Raw genomic sequence first — 15,490 nt, 5'->3', positions numbered from 1 at the left:
CCGTTTTCATTTCAGCCTCAAACCTGCTTACTTCAAGACAGGAATGACCCTCACGGCTTCACGGCTGGGCCAGTTACTGTTGTGTACTACGCTGATTTTCAGAGACTGTCGATCATCGGTAAAACTGGCAATAAGATAGGTTTGCTGGGAAGCAGACCCACTCATGAATACGGGCACTTCGCCAAACAGTTCCCATTTTCTGGAGAACACATGGATCCCTACTCCCTTGTGATCATGCCCGCCAAATACAGCGGTCACCTTGTACTGGTTGATCATCTGTTTAAATCGGGAAATCTGCGCATCACTGCCAGCCCAGTCATAGACCTTGTGCATATTGAGAATAATGATTTTGCCCTGTGCTCTCGCGCTTTTCAGATCACGCTCAAGCCAGTCCAGCGCATCAGTAATTTCAAAGGACGTTCGAGCCAACGGATTACCGGAAGTAAAATTAACTGTATAGGTCGGCTCATTATTCAATTGAACAAAATGCACATCACCAAAACCCTTTGAGTAGGCGAGACTGCCGTAATAAATTTTCCCAAGCCCCGAACTTCTTGCCCCCAAGTCCATGGATACCCCTTTTCCCCAATAGCGTGTCTTGAGGTCATTGATACTCCCGGCCGCACAATTATTCCAAACACAATCATCTACGTTATTGGCATAATCATGGTTCCCCAAACCATAGTCATAGAGCCCCAGCAACTTCTTCTCAAAAACCCCCCTCATGTACGAACGCTCGCCTCCATGACCAAACGCCGTGATATCTCCATTAATCATTACAGGTATACGGTGAGCGCCGCCATTAAGGCTTCTGAAGCTCGCGATATCGGAATACTGCAACTCGATCAGCTCTCTTGACCGAGCTTCCTTATTGGGATCTTGTTCACCCTTATCGGTAAGATCACTCCAGGGATATTGCGAATCCGAGGCAAATATCATGTGTTGCGGTGCTTCTGCAAAAGCAACACTTGAGCCCCAGCAATTAACTAACACCAAGGCAAGGCATGCCAGCCACTTATTCATTGATAACTTCATTGAAATCCATTTCCATTGATATTGATTAGCCGCTCTTCGCAGCCATTACGTTGAAGCCGCAAAATACAATAAGCCCTGTTAACTCGCAAATAAATGAAACTTTCAAACCAATAAAATATATGTCTGACATTTCGTTAGTTAAGAATCAAACATATGAACGCGCTCTAACGAGTGCCGAGCAAGCCGCTATACTCAAAATTCAATGGACCTGCATCACGTTTTGTCTGACGGTGAAAAAGCTCCAGCGGCAGCCCCAGTAAGGCAAACGCTTGATGCAACAAAAAAACGGCCTCGCCAATGAGAATTGGCGGGGCCGTTTGCATTTCGACGCCTTCATAATTTGAGACGAATGCTCAATAGACTCGGATTTCAGCGCCCTGTAGCTTCCCTTTTCACCCTGACGAGCAACGTGAGGACCACCGTTCAATAGATGCATTTCAAGGAAGAACCCTATGCGAGAGTCTGACTACGATTGTGTGCTATCACACGAGGATTTCACTTACGTTATCAACGATGTTGAGGGCACGCCCTCAGACAACGAAAGCACAAAACCGGCCACCGAAGATGTCGGTAGAAAAAAAGACAGCGGGCTGGACAGCTTGGGAGACGGAAGGCTGCCTTGATACCTTCTCAGAATAAATGAGCCGCTGCGCTCCAAGGAGCGGCTCACGAGAGGTGATTCATGGATCGTCTATAGTCAATTGATCTGGATCATGACTTGTTGCATCTACTACACCATCCACGTCCTCCCCCCAACGCGACCAAAGGTCGCACCCTCGGGCTAGAGCGACAGGCGTATCATTGCGCCACTGCAACACCTCTTTTTGACCGCGGTCGGCACGTACTGACCGAGGCATTTTTCCACTGCCGTGGGATGCAACGATGAGCAATCAGATTCCGGTACACGACGTCACTCCGCCTGCCAAGAACGCGAACAACAGCGTCGACCTCTACGCCTCTCGAGAAAAGATCTACACCCGCGCCTTCACCGGCCTGTTCCGCAATTTGCGGATGATCGGCGGGGCCGGGCTGTTTCTGCTGTACTTCGGCACGGTGTGGCTGAGCTGGGGCGGTCATCAAGCCGTCTGGTGGAACCTGCCAGAGCGTAAATTCTTCATTTTTGGCGCGACCTTCTGGCCTCAGGATTTCATCCTGCTCTCGGGCATTCTGATCATCAGTGCCTTCGGCCTGTTTTTCATTACCGTGTATGCCGGTCGGGTCTGGTGTGGCTATACCTGCCCGCAAAGCGTCTGGACCTGGATCTTCATGTGGTGCGAAAAGGTCACTGAAGGCGACCGCAACCAGCGCATCAAACTCGACAAGGCGCCGATGAGCGCCCACAAATTCCTGCGCAAGTTCAGCAAGCACACGATGTGGCTGCTGATCGGCTTCGTGACCGGCATGACCTTTGTCGGTTACTTCTCGCCGATTCGCGAACTGGTGCTCGACTTCTTTACAGGCCAGGCGGATGGCTGGTCGTATTTCTGGGTCGGCTTCTTCACCCTCGCCACCTACGGCAACGCCGGCTGGTTGCGCGAGCAGGTGTGCATTTACATGTGCCCGTACGCACGCTTCCAGAGCGTAATGTTCGACAAGGACACACTGATCGTTTCCTACGACCCGCGCCGTGGCGAAAGCCGTGGCCCGCGCAAGAAAGGCATCGACTACAAGGCTCAGGGCCTGGGTGACTGCATCGATTGCACGATGTGCGTCCAGGTCTGCCCCACCGGTATCGACATTCGTGACGGCCTGCAGGTCGAATGCATCGGCTGCGCGGCGTGCATTGACGCCTGCGACAGCATCATGGACAAGATGGATTACCCGCGCGGCCTGATCAGCTACACCACCGAGCACAACCTGTCGGGGCAAAAAACCAATAAACTGCGTCCACGCCTGATCGGCTATGCCACAGTGCTGCTGGCGATGATCGCATTGCTGGTGACTGCATTTTTCATGCGCTCGCTGGTCGGTTTCGACGTCAGCAAAGACCGCGTGCTGTATCGCGAGAACGCCGAAGGCCGGATCGAAAACGTCTACAGCCTGAAGATCATGAACAAGGACCAGCGCGACCACACGTACGTGCTGGAAGCCACCGGCCTGCCGGATCTCAAGCTGCAAGGCAAGCGCGAGATCAAAGTCGCCGCCGGGGAGATTTTCAGCCAGCCGGTCGAACTGTCCAGTGCACCGGAACAATTGCCGTCGAGCACCAACGAGGTGAAATTCATCCTCAAGGATGCCGATGACGCCAACGTCCACGTTGAAGCCAAGAGCCGATTCATCGGCCCACAAATTCGTTGAGAGAAGTGATCATGCCCGCAGCAACTGCCGCAAGTCCCTGGTACAAGCACCTTTGGCCGTGGATTATCATCGCCATCCTGGCCTGCTCGGTGACCTTGACCCTGTCGATGGTGACCATCGCGGTGAACAACCCGGACAACCTGGTCAACGACAACTATTACGAGGCCGGCAAGGGCATCAACCGTTCGCTGGACCGCGAACTGCTGGCCCAGACCCTGCAACTGCGTGCCAGCATGCACCTGGATGACGTGACCGGCGAAGTCGACCTGCGCCTGAGCGGCAACAGCACGCCTGCAACCCTTGAGCTGAACCTGATTTCACCCACTCAGCCGGAGAAGGATCGCAAGATCACCCTGGCCCGCAGCGAAACCGAACAGGGCCGCTACATCGGCCAGTTGAGCGACAAGATTGAAGGTCGTCGCTTCGTCGAATTGCTGGGTGTGCAGGATGACAAGATCTGGCGCATGTTCGAAGAAGAACAGGTCAGCCATGCCAAGGATCTGCTGCTCGGTGATGAGCCGCTGCAGGGCGCGGAAGACCTGAAAAAATAAGCCTTACCCTGATCGTTCCCACGCTCTGCGTGGGAACGCAGCCAGGGACGCTCTGCGTCCCAGCCGAAGCGGACGCGGAGCGTCCGGAGAGGCATTCCCACGCGGAGCGTGGGAACGATCATCGGAACACGCCTCATGACCAATCCAACCCCCTGCTACCACTGCGCCCTGCCCGTCCCGGCCGGCAGCCGCTTCACCGCCGCCGTCCTCGGCGATACCCGCGAGTTCTGTTGCCCGGGTTGCCAGGCAGTGGCCGAGGCCATCGTGGCCGGTGGGCTGGAAAGCTATTATCAGCATCGCAGCGAAGCCTCGGCCAACCCCGAAGCCTTGCCGGTGCAGTTGGTCGACGAACTGGCGCTGTACGACCGCGCCGATGTGCAGCAACCCTTTGTCCGCCACGAAGGCGAACTCGCCGAAACCACTCTGTTGATGGAAGGCATCAGTTGCGCCGCCTGCGGCTGGCTGATAGAAAAGCATCTTCGCAGCCTGCCAGCGGTGGCCGAAGCACGCTTGAACCTGTCCAACCACCGCCTGCATGTGCGCTGGGCCGACGCGCAATTACCACTGAGCCAGGTGCTCAGCGAATTGCGCCACATCGGTTACGCCGCCCACCCCTATCAGGCCGACCGCGCCAGTGAACAACTGGCCAGCGAAAACCGTCTGGCGCTGCGTCAACTCGGTGTCGCCGGGCTGCTGTGGTTCCAGGCGATGATGGCAACCATGGCCACCTGGCCGGAATTCAACATTGACCTCAGCCCCGAGCTGCACACCATCCTGCGCTGGGTCGCGCTGTTTCTGACCACGCCGATCGTGTTTTACAGCTGCGCGCCGTTTTTCAAAGGGGCGATGCGCGATCTGCGCACCCGTCACCTGACCATGGACGTCTCGGTGTCGCTGGCGATCGGCAGTGCCTATATCGCCGGGATCTGGACCTCGATCACCGGGGTAGGCGAGCTGTACTTCGATGCAGTAGGGATGTTTGCACTGTTCCTGCTGGCCGGGCGCTATCTGGAACGTCGAGCCCGGGAACGCACCGCCGCCGCGACCGCTCAGCTGGTCAATCTGTTGCCCGCCTCCTGCCTGCGGCTGAGTGCCGACGGCCAGAGCGAACGGATTCTGCTCAGCGAACTGCGCGTAGGCGATCAGGTGCTGGTGCATCCCGGCTCAATCCTGCCGGCCGATGGCAAGATCCTCGACGGTCAATCGAGCATCGACGAATCCCTGCTGACCGGCGAATACCTGCCACAACCACGGGCCCCGGGCGATGCCGTCACCGCCGGCACCTTGAACGTTGAAGGTGCGCTGACCGTGGAAGTCCTGGCGCTGGGTCAGGACACGCGCCTGTCGGCCATCGTCCGCCTGCTGGATCGCGCCCAGGCCGAAAAGCCACGACTGGCGGAAATCGCCGACCGCGCCGCGCAATGGTTTTTGCTGTTGTCGCTGATTGCCGTCGCGGCCATCGGCCTGCTCTGGTGGGAACTGGATTCTTCGCGAGCGTTCTGGATTGTCCTGGCGATGCTGGTTGCGACGTGCCCGTGCGCCTTGTCGCTGGCCACACCAACCGCCCTCACCGCCGCCACCGGCACGCTGCACAAGCTCGGTCTTTTGTTGACGCGCGGCCATGTGCTGGAAGGCCTGAACCAGATCGACACGGTGATTTTCGACAAGACCGGCACCCTCACCGAAGGTCGCCTGGCCTTGCGTTCGATCCGGCCACTTGGAGCCTTGACCAGCGATCAATGCCTGAGCCTCGCCGCCGCCCTGGAAAACCGCTCCGAGCACCCGATTGCCCGGGCTTTTGGCCGCGCGCCGCTGGCCGCCGAAGAAGTTCACAGCACGCCAGGCCTGGGCCTTGAGGGGTTGGTCGGCGCACAACGCCTGCGCATTGGCCAACCGGGGTTTGTCTGCGAACTCAGCGGCGCTCAAACGCCTGTAATGCCCGATGAGCCTGGCCAATGGCTGTTGCTCGGCGACAGTCAGGGGCCGCTGGCCTGGTTCGTACTCGATGACCGTTTACGTGCCGACGCGCCTGCCCTGCTGGCGGCCTGCAAGGCTCGCGGCTGGCGCACGCTGCTGCTGTCCGGCGACAGCTCGCCGATGGTTGCCAGCGTCGCTGCCGAGTTGGGCATCGACGAGGCCCGAGGCGGTTTGCGTCCGGACGATAAATTGCAGGTGCTGCAACTACTGCACAAGGAAGGCCGCAAGGTGTTGATGCTCGGTGACGGGGTCAACGATGTGCCGGTGCTGGCCGCCGCCGACATCAGCGTGGCGATGGGGTCGGCCACCGATCTGGCGAAAACCAGTGCCGACGCGGTGCTGTTGTCGAACCGCCTCGATGCGCTGGTGCAAGCCTTCAGCCTGGCCCGCCGCACCCGTCGGGTCATCATCGAGAATTTGCTGTGGGCAGCGCTGTACAATGGCCTCATGTTGCCGTTCGCCGCCCTCGGCTGGATCACTCCGGTATGGGCAGCGGTTGGCATGTCGATCAGTTCGTTGACCGTGGTGCTCAATGCCCTGCGCCTGACTCGCCTGCCGAGCTCGCAGCCTGCCAGCACCACGCCAGAAACCCGCCCGCTGCCGGCCTGAGCCGCGCGGGCATGGAGTCCAGATGCCAGCTCTCTACGTGATGATCCCGGCCGCGCTGCTGATCGTGGCCATCGCTATCTATATCTTCTTCTGGGCAGTCGACAGCGGTCAGTACGACGATCTCGACGGCCCGGCCCACAGCATCCTGTTCGACGATCAGGACCCGAACCACAAGGCAGCGGTCGACGAGGCCGGCGGCCATCCGGCCAAACCGGACGATAAGGCGCCGCCCCATGCTTGAGTTGGCGCCACTGTTGGTGTCTGCGCTGATCCTCGGCTTGCTCGGCGGCGGGCATTGCCTGGGCATGTGCGGCGGCTTGATGGGCGCGTTGACCCTGGCGATCCCCAAAGAACAACGCAGCCGACGCTTTCGACTATTGCTGGCCTACAACCTGGGGCGCATTCTTAGCTACGCCGCGGCCGGCCTGCTGATCGGCCTGGCCGGTTGGGCCGTGGCCAATAGCCCGGCGGCGATGTTCATGCGCATTCTCGCCGGGCTGCTGCTGATCGCCATGGGCCTGTACCTGGCCGGCTGGTGGAGCGGCCTGACCCGTATCGAAAGCCTCGGTCGCGGCCTGTGGCGGCATATCCAGCCGGTGGCCAACACATTATTACCCGTGTCGAACCTGCCCCGCGCCCTGCTGCTGGGCGCGCTATGGGGCTGGCTGCCATGTGGGCTGGTTTACAGCACATTGCTCTGGTCGGCGAGCCAGGGCAATGCGCTGGACAGTGCATTGCTGATGCTGGCATTCGGGCTGGGCACCTGGCCGGTGCTGCTCGCCACAGGGCTTGCCGCCGAGCGCGTCACGGCGTTGTTGCGCAAACGCAGCGTACGCATGACCGGTGGCTTGCTGGTGATGGTGTTCGGTATCTGGACCTTGCCAGGGCCGCATCAACATTGGCTGATGGGGCATTAGACCAGTGGCGAGGGGGCTTGCCCCCGTTGGGTTGCGAAGCGACCCCAAAAACACTGCACCGCACCTTTTTAGAACGACCGTGTCCGCCGACTCTACGACTGCTTCGCAGCCGAACGGGGGCAAGCCCCCTCGCCACAAAAGCTATCGCTGTCGCCAATCACTGTTGATGCAAATCAAGATGCCTTTGCGCACTTCTCCCTAGACTCGCCGACATTGCCAGCCTATCCGGGGGAATGCCCGCATGCTCGACGCCATTCGTTGGGACACAGATCTGATCCGCCGTTACGACCTGGCGGGACCGCGCTATACCTCGTACCCGACCGCCGTGCAGTTCGACAGCCAGGTCGGCACCTTCGACCTGTTTCATGCCCTGCGCGACAGCCGTAAAGCCCTGCGGCCGCTGTCGCTGTATGTGCACGTGCCGTTCTGCGCGAACATTTGCTACTACTGCGCCTGCAACAAAGTCATCACCAAGGACCGTGGCCGCGCCCTGCCCTATTTGCGGCGCCTGGAACAGGAAATCCAGCTGATTGCCTGCCACCTCGACCCGACGCAAAAAGTCGAGCAACTGCATTTCGGCGGCGGCACACCCACCTTTCTCAGCCACGACGAACTGCGCCAGTTGATGGCTCAGCTGCGCAAGCATTTCAATCTGCTCGACGACGATTCCGGCGACTATGGCATCGAAATCGACCCTCGCGAAGCTGATTGGTCGACCATGGGCCTGCTCCGGGAACTGGGTTTCAACCGGGTCAGCATTGGCGTTCAAGACCTCGATCCGGCGGTACAACGGGCGGTCAATCGTCTGCAAAGCCTGGAAGAAACCCGCGCAGTGATCGACGCTGCCCGGACCCTGCAATTTCGCTCGATCAACATCGATCTGATCTACGGCCTGCCCAAGCAGACGCCCGAGAACTTCGCCCGCACCGTCGACGAAGTCATCAGCCTGCAACCGGACCGGCTCTCGGTGTTCAACTACGCCCATCTGCCGGAACGCTTCATGCCGCAACGGCGGATCAATGGCAACGATCTACCGGCACCGGCACAGAAGCTGGAAATGCTCCAGCGCACCATCGAACAACTGACGGCTGCCGGTTACCGCTACATCGGCATGGACCATTTCGCCCTGCCTGACGATGACTTGGCGATTGCTCAGGAAGAATCGACGCTGCAACGTAACTTCCAGGGCTACACCACGCATGGTCATTGCGATTTGATCGGTCTGGGGGTATCGGCAATCAGCCAGATCGGCGATTTGTACTGCCAGAACAGCAGCGACCTGAACCAGTACCAGAACGCATTGGCGTCCGCTCAACTGGCCACCAGCCGTGGCCTGATATGCACCGCTGACGATCGCTTGCGCAGAGCCGTGATTCAGCAGTTGATTTGCCATTTCAGCCTGGAATTCCTGGAAATCGAGCGAGTCTTCAATATCGATTTTCGTGGTTATTTCGCCGAGCTTTGGCCACAGCTGCTGGATATGGCCGAAGACGGGCTGATCGAGTTGGACAACGAGCGGATCACCGTACAGCCCGCAGGCCGGCTGCTGGTGCGTTCGGTGTGCATGGTTTTCGATGCGTATCTGGAACACACCAATCTTCAACGCTTTTCACGAGTGATCTAAGGCCTTGCGGTTAAATTGTCGCAGGCTGGCCCGAATGTCCTCCCGTGAGTTACCCTTACGGCTTATGTGTGTTTTCCCACAAGGATTAAAGAAATGTCCGAGCCAGTAAAACTGCGCGCTCATAGCCAGGCCCATTGCAAGGATTGCAGCCTGGCACCTCTCTGCCTGCCACTTTCTTTGAATCTGGAAGACATGGATGCGCTGGACGAAATCGTCAAACGAGGTCGCCCGCTGAAAAAAGGCGAATTCCTGTTTCGTCAGGGCGACACGTTCGATTCCGTTTATGCAGTACGCTCCGGCGCCCTCAAGACCTTCAGCCTGAGCGATGGCGGCGAAGAACAGCTCACTGGCTTCCATTTGCCGAGTGAACTGGTCGGCCTGTCGGGTATGGACACTGAAAAGCACCCGGTCTCGGCGCAAGCCCTGGAAACCACTTCGGTGTGCGAAATTCCTTTCGATCGCCTCGACGAACTGGCCCTGCAACTGCCACAACTGCGCCGCCAGTTGATGCGGGTGATGAGCCGCGAGATTCGTGACGATCAGCAAATGATGTTGCTGCTGTCGAAGAAAACCGCCGACGAGCGCATCGCCACGTTCCTGGTCAACCTGTCGGCCCGTTTCCGCGCTCGTGGCTTCTCGGCCAACCAGTTCCGGCTGAGCATGTCGCGCAACGAAATCGGCAATTACCTGGGCCTGGCGGTGGAAACCGTGTCGCGGGTGTTCACCCGTTTCCAGCAAAACGAACTCATCGCCGCCGAGGGCAAAGAAATACATATCCTCGACCCGATCCAGCTCTGCGCCCTGGCCGGCGGCTCGCTCGACGGCTGATCCTGGCAATGGCGGCTGAGCGAAACGGTTCAGCCGCCGTTATACTGCGACGTTTGCAGCCTGCCAGGACACTTCGACGATGGTCTTCGACTCCTTCGACATCAAATCCCTCATCCGCCCCGTGATTGACTTTCCCAAGCCGGGCGTGATCTTTCGCGACATTACCCCGCTGTTCCAGTCGCCCACGGCCCTGCGCCTGGTGATGGACAGCTTTGCCCATCGTTATGTCGAAGCAGACTTCACCCACATCGGCGCCATGGATGCCCGTGGCTTCCTGATCGGTTCAATCCTGGCCTATCAGTTGAACAAACCGCTGGTGCTATTCCGCAAGCAGGGCAAACTGCCGGCCGACGTGTTGGCCGAGGGTTATCAGACCGAGTACGGCGAAGCCTTTCTCGAAGTCCACGCCGACAGCCTGTGCGAGGGTGACTCGGTGGTGATGTTCGATGACCTGATCGCCACCGGCGGCACGCTGATCGCGGCGGCGAACCTGATTCGGCGCATGGGCGCGCGGGTGCATGAAGCGGCGGCGATCATTGACTTGCCGGAGCTGGGTGGCTCGCAGCGGCTGGAAGACATGGGGATTCCTACTTTCTGTCTGACGCAGTTTGCGTTGAGCGATAAGTAAGGCGGCGCCTGCACCGACGCCATCGCGAGCAGGCTCGCTCCCACAGTTAATCGCTGTCATGCACAGAACTTGCGTACACAGAAAATCCCCTGTGGGAGCGAGCCTGCTCGCGATGGCGTCAGCCGCTACACCGCAGATTAGAGCCCCATCTGCTTACTGATGATCTCATTCATCACTTCCCGCGTTCCCCCACCAATCGACAGAATCCGATTATCGCGATACAGCCGTTCCACCAGGTTCTCGCGCATATAACCCAGGCCACCGAGGATCTGCACGGCGTCGTTGGTAATGCGATCAGCCGTGTCGGTAGCAAAATTCTTGGCCATGGAAATCTCCTTGATCACGCTCTGCCCGGCGGCCATTTTCGCTGCCTGGCGGTAGGTGAATTCCCGTGACACCTCCAGCGCCGTGGCCATTTCCGCGAGACGGTGCTTGAGCACCTGGAACTTGCCGATGGGTTTGCCGAAGGCTTCCCGTTGACGAGCCCACTTCAGGCTCTCCTCCAGCGCCAATTGCGCGCTCATGTTGGCCATCAGCGCCAGGGCCAGGCGCTCGCTCTGAAAGTTACCCATGATGCAGGCGAAGCCCATGTTCTCGGCCCCGATCAGATGACCCGCCGGCACCCGGCAATCATCGAAAAACAATTCGGCGGTGTCTGACGCCCACCAGCCCATTTTCTTCAACTGACGACCGACGGTGAAACCGGGTGTGCCCTTCTCGATCAGCAGCAAACTGATGCCGCCAAAACCCGACTCTCCGGTGCGCACCGCGACGGTGTAGAAATCCGCACGAACGCCACTGGTAATGAAGGTTTTGCTGCCGCTGACCCTGTAAAAGTCGCCGTCTCGCACGGCGCGGGTTTGCAGGTTGGCGACGTCGGAGCCGCCGCTGGGCTCGGTGACAGCCAGGGCGCTGATCTTCTCGCCCGCCAGCACCTGAGGCACAACGCGATCGCGGACTTCGGGCCTGGCCCACTTGAGGATCGGCGGCAGACCAATGTCCAGCGAGCCCAGCCCCGCGACCAGACCACCGGAACCACAGCGCATCAGCTCTTCACTGGCAGCGATCTTGGCAAACAGGTCCCCTTCATGGCTACCGCCCAAGGCTTCGGGATAACCAATACCCAGAATCCCCGCCGCGCCGGCCTTCAGGTAGAGTTCACGAGGGAAGCTTTCGGCTTCTTCCCACTGGTCGATGTCCGGAAGAATCTCACGCTCGACGAAACGTCTGACGCTGTCGCGGACCAATTGGTGGCTGGGGTCGAAGTATTCCTGAAAGGCAGGCATCGGCGAGCTCCACTGAAGGTTCAGCGAAGTTAACCGAGCGCTTGCTTGGTTTTCAAGTGGACTGTGTGAATCAAGGAAACCGAGGCGAGCCATTCGCGAGCAAGCCCGCTCCCACAGGGGATTTGCGGCGCACACAAATCAAATGTGGGAGCGGGTTTGCTCACGAAGACGTCAGTCCAGACAGCACCGTTACAGCGAGATCGGCTTACGCCCGGCAAACGAATGCGCCAATGTCCCGCCATCTACCAGTTCCAGCTCACCACCCAACGGCACGCCATGGGCGATGCGCGAGGCGATCAGGCCTTTGTTGCTGAGCAACTGGGCGATGTAATGTGCCGTGGCCTCGCCTTCCACCGTCGGGTTGGTGGCGAGGATTACTTCAGCAAACGTGCCCGCTTCTTCGATCCGCGCCATCAATTGTGGAATGCCGATGGCATCCGGCCCTAATCCGTCGAGGGGTGACAGATGGCCTTTGAGCACGAAGTAGCGACCGCGGAAACCGGTCTGCTCCACCGCATAAACGTCCATCGGACCTTCCACCACACACAGCAAGGTGTCGTCGCGGCGTGGGTCGGCGCATTGCGGGCACAGATCGTCTTCGGTCAGCGTGCGGCACAAGCGGCAGTGCCCCACTCCTTCCATGGCCTGGCTCAGCGCCTGGGCCAGTCGCGAACCGCCGCTGCGATCACGCTCAAGCAGTTGCAACGCCATGCGCTGGGCAGTTTTCTGACCCACTCCCGGCAAAATTCGCAAGGCGTCGATCAGTTGGCGAATCAAAGGGCTGAAGCTCATGGGGAAAAATCCGACATAACAACGAGACGCGGTTTATACCCGCGCCTCTGTTTAGCGTCAAATAACAGCGTCAATTACTCAGTCCACGCAACCCGCACCACCCGTTTGCCGAAGTTGCAGGACTGGTTGACAGTCGATGCTTGCGGCATGCGAACGCCTCCTCGATCGATGAATTTCGGCTGTATAGGGAGCAGACCTTTGTATAGGTGTCGGGTTCGAAGTTTCGTCAGTTGTACCGAGGTGACTTCATCGCGGGCAAGCCACGCTCCCACAGGATTCAGGTAATCCCTGTGGGAGCGGGCTTGCCCGCGAAGGCTGCCTCACAGGCACCATACTTCCAACAGACAGAAACAAAAATGCCAGGCGCGATGCCTGGCATTTTTTTGAACCCATCCGACGCGCGTTGGCGAATCAGAATGGCAGTTTCATACCCGGTGGCAATTGCATGCCAGCGGTCACGCCGGACATTTTGTCCTGGCTGTTGGCTTCGATCTTGCGCACGGCGTCGTTGACGGCTGCGGCGAATACCGCTTCCAGCATTTCCTTGTCGTCTTCGCTCAGGCCTTCGACCAGGCTTGGGTCGATGGTTACGCGCTTGACGTCGTGACGACCGGTCATCACCACGGTGACCATGTCGCCGCCGGCTTTACCGGTGACTTCGGCGTTGGCCAGCTCTTCCTGCATCTTGGCCATTTTTTCCTGCATCTGCTGCGCCTGCTTCATCAGGCCGGCCATGCCACCTTTCATCATGGGAATCACCTCAAAAGTACTTGGATAAAAACAGCGCCCGGCGAATGTGGCCAAGCGCCTTCAGTTATTAGCCCTGACTGACCAGGGCCTCGACAGGTTCAATAGTATCGTGACGGACCACCGCCCCGAACTGCTGCATCATTTGCTGGATGAACGGATCGCCGTGGATCGATTCCTCGGCCTCACGCTGACGATTGGCACGACGCCGGGATGAGGCCTGAGCCGGGGTTTCCTGCTCGGGCTTGATCAGCTCCATGCTCAGGGTCAGCGTGCGCCCGTGGAGCTGGTTCAGTGCATCGTTGAGGCGACGTTGTTGTGTCGCGTTGAACAAGGCACTGTGGGCCGGGTCCAGGTGCAACAACCAATTGTCGCCATCGACGGCGATCAGCGTGCAGTTGGCGGCGATGCTGGCGGTCATGCCGGATACCGGAAGTTTCGGGAACAACTCCAGCCATTGCAGGGCCAGGCCGGTGGCCGGCATCGCGGCCGGTTCAGGTTCGGGTTCCGGCGCAGGTTCGGCGGTGTGCTCGCTGGCCAGGTCGTCGAGGTAGCTGTAGGCCGAATCCATGTCCGGCTCGATGTAGTCCTCGTCCAGCGGCGGCTCGTCGTCCTGATCCATGCCTGGCGTGGCGGCATCGACTTCGGCCACGGACGGTTCCGGGATCGGCGCAGCAGCCCATTCCGGCGCATCCGGCACCACACTGTCCGGGGTCGGCATGGGCATCGGTGGCAATTCGGGTTGTTCGCCAGCCGTTTCCAGCACCGACTCGACGGCGGGCTGCTGGACAACTTCGGGCTCTACCGGGTCGTTCCACGGCAGATCGACGATCTCTTCGACCGCTACGGGCTCGACAACAGCCTCAGGCTCAGGCTCAGGCTCAGGCGCGACCGGCTCAGGCGCAGCTACCGGGACAGGGGCTGGTGCAACCACAGGCGCAACCGGAGGCGGTGTAACGGCCGTAGCGACTACCGGCGCAACAACCGACGCGGCAGCCACCGAGTTTGCGGAATCAACTGTGGCCTGGCTGATCCCCACTGGCTTTAGCGGTTGCCTCGGCGCGTCCGCAGTGTCTGCCGGCCGGAACGCGAGCATTCGCAGCAGGACCATCTCGAAGCCACCGCGCGGGTCCGGCGCCAGCGGCAAATCCCGCCGACCGATCAGGCCCATCTGGTAATAGAACTGCACATCTTCGGCCGGAAGCGCCTGGGCCAGCGCCAGGACCCGATCACGGTCGCCATGGCCGTTGTCGACGCCTTCAGGCAGGGCCTGGGCGATGGCGACACGGTGCAGCACATTGAGAATTTCCGAGAGCACGCCGTTCCAGTCCGGGCCTTGTTCGGCCAGATGGCGCACGGCTTCGAGCAACGCCTTGGCGTCGCCTTCGATCAGCGCATGCAGGACGTCGTAGACCTGACCATGATCAAGGGTACCGAGCATGGCCCGCACGTCGGCGGCCATGACTTTGCCTTCACCGAAAGCAATGGCCTGATCGGTCAGGCTCATGGCGTCGCGCATCGAACCGTCGGCGGCGCGGCCCAGCAGCCATAGCGCGTCGTCTTCGAACGGCACGTTCTCGACGCTCAGCACGTGAGTCAAATGCTCGACCACCCGCTCCGGGGTCATGTTCTTCAGGGAGAACTGCAGGCAACGCGAAAGAATCGTTGCCGGAAGTTTCTGCGGATCGGTGGTGGCCAGGATGAACTTGACGTAGGGCGGCGGCTCTTCAAGGGTTTTCAACAGCGCATTGAAGGAATGGCTGGAGAGCATGTGCACTTCGTCGATCAGGTAGACCTTGAAGCGCCCGCGGCTCGGCGCGTACTGCACGTTGTCGAGCAGCTCGCGGGTGTCTTCGACCTTGGTCCGGCTCGCGGCGTCGATCTCGATCAGGTCAACGAAGCGGCCTTCATCGATTTCGCGGCACACCGAGCACTCGCCGCAGGGGGTCGAAGTGATACCTGTTTCACAGTTCAGGCATTTGGCGATGATCCGCGCGATGGTGGTCTTGCCGACCCCGCGGGTACCGGTAAACAGGTACGCGTGGTGCAGCCGCTGGCTGTCCAAGGCATTGATCAGAGCCTTGAGCACATGGGTCTGGCCGACCATTTCGCCGAACGAGCGCGGACGCCATTTACGTGCAAGAACCTGATAACTCATCGAAAACCGTCGCAACGAAGGAACAGAAGCGGCTAATGCT

At 59.5% G+C, this 15,490-nt stretch carries 13 protein-coding genes; 8 read left to right on the top strand and 5 right to left on the bottom strand.

Annotated elements, in window-relative coordinates; translation table 11 throughout:
• Positions 1-27: 27 nt before the first annotated feature.
• Entirely contained in the window at positions 28-1,023 is a 996-nt protein-coding gene (locus ACZ9IM_RS04030; RefSeq protein WP_476223422.1) for a metallophosphoesterase family protein, read from the bottom strand.
• A gap of 894 nt (positions 1,024-1,917) precedes the next feature.
• On the opposite strand from ACZ9IM_RS04030, the gene ccoG reads away from it, so the two are divergent.
• The 8 genes from ccoG (at position 1,918) to ACZ9IM_RS03990 (ending at position 10,467) form a co-directional block, all read left to right on the top strand.
• Positions 1,918-3,333 carry a cytochrome c oxidase accessory protein CcoG gene (gene ccoG / locus ACZ9IM_RS04025; RefSeq protein WP_476223421.1) on the top strand — a complete coding sequence of 472 codons (1,416 nt, stop codon included), beginning with the start codon at positions 1,918-1,920 and terminating at the stop codon, positions 3,331-3,333.
• Positions 3,334-3,344: 11 nt separating this feature from the next.
• Positions 3,345-3,884 (top strand): FixH family protein, encoded by a 540-nt coding sequence (locus ACZ9IM_RS04020; protein WP_427625543.1) that lies wholly within the window; start codon positions 3,345-3,347, stop codon positions 3,882-3,884.
• Positions 3,885-4,019: 135 nt separating this feature from the next.
• Positions 4,020-6,470, top strand: coding sequence for a heavy metal translocating P-type ATPase (locus tag ACZ9IM_RS04015; RefSeq protein ID WP_476223420.1), 2,451 nt, complete (start codon positions 4,020-4,022; stop codon positions 6,468-6,470).
• A gap of 22 nt (positions 6,471-6,492) precedes the next feature.
• Complete coding sequence (gene ccoS, locus ACZ9IM_RS04010) at positions 6,493-6,711, top strand: cbb3-type cytochrome oxidase assembly protein CcoS (RefSeq protein WP_008075166.1); 219 nt, start codon at positions 6,493-6,495, stop codon at positions 6,709-6,711.
• On the top strand, positions 6,704-7,387 hold the full coding sequence (locus ACZ9IM_RS04005) for a sulfite exporter TauE/SafE family protein (RefSeq protein WP_007933361.1): 684 nt from the start codon (positions 6,704-6,706) through the stop codon (positions 7,385-7,387). Before ccoS ends, ACZ9IM_RS04005 begins: the two co-directional genes overlap by 8 nt.
• Before the next feature lie 241 nt (positions 7,388-7,628).
• Complete coding sequence (hemN, locus tag ACZ9IM_RS04000; protein WP_427625541.1) at positions 7,629-9,011, top strand: oxygen-independent coproporphyrinogen III oxidase; 1,383 nt, start codon at positions 7,629-7,631, stop codon at positions 9,009-9,011.
• Positions 9,012-9,104: 93 nt separating this feature from the next.
• Positions 9,105-9,839, top strand: coding sequence for a fumarate/nitrate reduction transcriptional regulator Fnr (fnr, locus tag ACZ9IM_RS03995; protein ID WP_427625540.1), 735 nt, complete (start codon positions 9,105-9,107; stop codon positions 9,837-9,839).
• Between the two features lie 79 nt (positions 9,840-9,918).
• A complete protein-coding gene (locus ACZ9IM_RS03990) occupies positions 9,919-10,467 on the top strand; it encodes an adenine phosphoribosyltransferase (RefSeq protein WP_008075170.1) in 549 nt (182 codons plus the stop codon).
• Between the two features lie 137 nt (positions 10,468-10,604).
• Here ACZ9IM_RS03990 and ACZ9IM_RS03985 read toward each other — a convergent pair whose 3' ends face one another.
• From ACZ9IM_RS03985 to dnaX, 4 genes are all read right to left on the bottom strand, one after another.
• Positions 10,605-11,753 carry an acyl-CoA dehydrogenase family protein gene (locus ACZ9IM_RS03985; RefSeq protein WP_476223419.1) on the bottom strand — a complete coding sequence of 383 codons (1,149 nt, stop codon included), beginning with the start codon at positions 11,751-11,753 and terminating at the stop codon, positions 10,605-10,607.
• 189 nt (positions 11,754-11,942) lie between these two features.
• The gene (gene recR, locus ACZ9IM_RS03980; protein ID WP_008075173.1) at positions 11,943-12,545 is read right to left on the bottom strand and encodes a recombination mediator RecR; all 603 of its coding nucleotides are present in this window, start codon (positions 12,543-12,545) and stop codon (positions 11,943-11,945) included.
• A gap of 411 nt (positions 12,546-12,956) precedes the next feature.
• Complete coding sequence (locus ACZ9IM_RS03975) at positions 12,957-13,295, bottom strand: YbaB/EbfC family nucleoid-associated protein (protein WP_007905413.1); 339 nt, start codon at positions 13,293-13,295, stop codon at positions 12,957-12,959.
• A 67-nt stretch (positions 13,296-13,362) separates the two neighbouring features.
• Positions 13,363-15,450 carry a DNA polymerase III subunit gamma/tau gene (gene dnaX, locus ACZ9IM_RS03970; protein WP_476223418.1) on the bottom strand — a complete coding sequence of 696 codons (2,088 nt, stop codon included), beginning with the start codon at positions 15,448-15,450 and terminating at the stop codon, positions 13,363-13,365.
• Positions 15,451-15,490: the final 40 nt, after the last annotated feature.

This window comes from Pseudomonas sp. TE12508 (assembly GCF_056279485.1).
This window is presented reverse-complemented; position numbering and strand designations above follow the sequence as displayed.